The sequence below is a fragment of the Flavobacterium bomense genome (assembly GCF_003970355.1).
In genome coordinates this window covers 1-2,668 of sequence record NZ_RYDJ01000034.1, presented here as the reverse complement: position 1 = coordinate 2,668, position 2,668 = coordinate 1, and the positions used below count along the sequence as shown (strand labels likewise).

At 34.7% G+C, this 2,668-nt stretch carries 1 protein-coding gene; it reads left to right on the top strand.

The annotated features are described in order from the left end of the window. Window positions 1-134 precede the first annotated feature (134 nt). A partial coding sequence (locus EKL98_RS15230) for a choice-of-anchor D domain-containing protein (RefSeq protein WP_126563067.1) occupies window positions 135-2,668 on the top strand: 2,534 nt, incomplete at its 3' end.

Sequence of the window (2,668 nt, the reverse complement as noted above, 5' to 3'; positions counted from 1 at the left end):
AGTATTACATTAAATATATTGTGTAATTCACTAGAGCATCTGTTTTGTTAAAATGTTTAAAGGTTTGGTTGTCATTCTTTTAAAAACTAATTGAATCATTATTCTTTATAAATACTAAATAAATACAAACTACAATGAACAAAATTATTCTAGGTTTTTTTCTGGCAAAAAGTAAAACAACAATTAATGGATTGTTAGTATTGTTTGCCATAGTATTGATGAATACGCAGGTAAGTTGGGGGCAAGTAAATATTACTCCTATTCGTACAGATGTTTCAGGTTTTACGAATTGGACTGATGCTGTTGTTGCGGGGACTACTTATGTGCAATTATTACAAGCTACATCTTCAACAATTAGCCCAGCAATGGATTTTAATAGTTACACAAACGAAACTTTGAATTTTAAGGTAAGAACATTTGGAGGCAGTACAGCTGCCGAAATCATTTTAACAGTATGGATTTCTATTGATAATGGAACCAATTGGACTAGTTTAGGAACAAGAACGCCAACTAGTTCAACCTTATCGGCACAAACAGCTTTTGATATAAGCGCTTATAGTGGTACTCAAGTTAAAATAAGATTTACAGTTGGAGGAACATCAAATTCTATTGGAGTTGGAATTGACGATATTTCAATATCAGGAATTGTATATTCATCTGGTCCAGAAATTAACGTAAAAGGTAATGCTGTTTCAATTGTAGATGGAGCAACTCCAGCATCTATAACTAATGCTACTGATTTTGGCACAGTGGCTAGAAACACAAAGGTTACAAAAACCTGTACTATAGAAAATACAGGTTCTTCCGATTTAGTTTTAACAGCACCATATGTTCAAAAATCATTGGGAACTACAGTGTTTGCAATTACGCAACCAGTATTAACTACAATTCCAACGGGAAGCTCAACTACTTTTTCGGTTACTTTCAATAGTTTAACAGCGTCAACTTTTGATGATGTTATTGAAGTATTAAGTAATGATTCAGACGAGGGTGTTTATAATTTTGCCATCAAAGCAATAGCACAAGCACCAACGCCAAACATTTCTTTAAAAGGGAATAATACTACTATTGTAGTTGGAGACACAACACCGAGCACCGCCGACCATACCGATTTTGGAAATGCAGCTAACAACACAAATGTGGTTAAAACCTACACAATAGAAAATACAGGAACGGGAAATCTAACCGTTAATACTATTTTGATGAATGTTGGTGCAACCAAATATACTATCGGGGGTATTTCACTTCCTGCAACAGTCCTGGCTGGTGGTTCTACTACATTTACTTTAACTTTCAACAGTGCAGTTGCAGGGACTTTTGCAGATACAGTAAATCTTAATAACGATGACCCAACAGATTCAACTTATACTTTTGGGATTACCGCTAAAGCTGTAGCCCTTAACTTTGGAGTTGGAGATATTAGTATTACTGCATTGTCTAATGACACACCAGATGGAATTTCGTTTGTAAACTGGGTACCAATTCCTGTGGATGCTGAATTGATTTTTACAGATAATGCTTGGGATGGTGCAGCATTATTAGTGAATGAAGGTACTTCATTGGTTTGGAAAAACAATACTGGAAACATTGTTCCAGTAGGCACAGTAATTTACATAAATACATTAACTGCTTCTTTGTCAGCTGATTTTGGATCTGTTACTGGTGCTTTGGACGGTTTGTCGGCCTCTGGAGAAAATCTTTTTATGTATGAAGGATCTGGAGTTAGTCCAAATTTTATTTATGGTTTGTCAAACTTGGCTTGGTTAACAACGGGAACGGTTACTTCAAACAGTTCGTATTTACCAACAGCATTAAATGTGACAAATGGTAATATTGTAACTGGCGATTTTGATAATGTTGAATATAGCGGATCTTTAGCTCTTAAAGATGAAAAATCATCATTTTCTGCATACAAAACATTGGTTAATGACCCAGTAAATTGGACAAAAAACAATACTCCTTTTATTTTGAATAGTTTAGATTTTGAATTAGCAGCCGTATGGGAAACTGCCGCGTGGAATGATGCACTAACGCCAACAGCATCATTAAAAGTAGTAATAAATGATAGTTACAGTACAACAACAAACGGTACATTTTCAGCCAAAAAAGTAACCGTTAAAGCAAGAGGTTCCTTGATTATTAATTCAGGAACAAATATTGTTGTTCAAAATGAGGTAATAAATAATGGTAGCCTTGTTGTCGAAAATAATGCCAACTTAATTCAAGTAAATAATGTGTCAAATACAGGCGTTATTACTGTAAAACGAAACAGTAATTCTTTATATCGTTTAGATTATACTTTGTGGTCATCACCTGTTGCAAATCAGAATTTAGAAGATTTCTCTCCATTGACATCACAATCACCAAGTCGTTTTTATACATTTGATACGACTTATAATACCGGAGGTATAAAAGGTGCGTATAGTGCAATTGAAACCCCTACCGTAACCAACTTTACTGCTGGAACAGGTTATTTGATACGTATGCCTAATACTGAAGCTTTAACTGGATATGATGCTGGTACAGCTAGTTTGGCTTACTCTGGAGTATTTACTGGAGTACCTAATAATGGAGATGTTCCTGTAACCTTAAGTTATATTGATGCGCCACGTTCCTATAATTCAGTCGGAAATCCATATTCATCTGTAATTGATGCAAATACATTTAT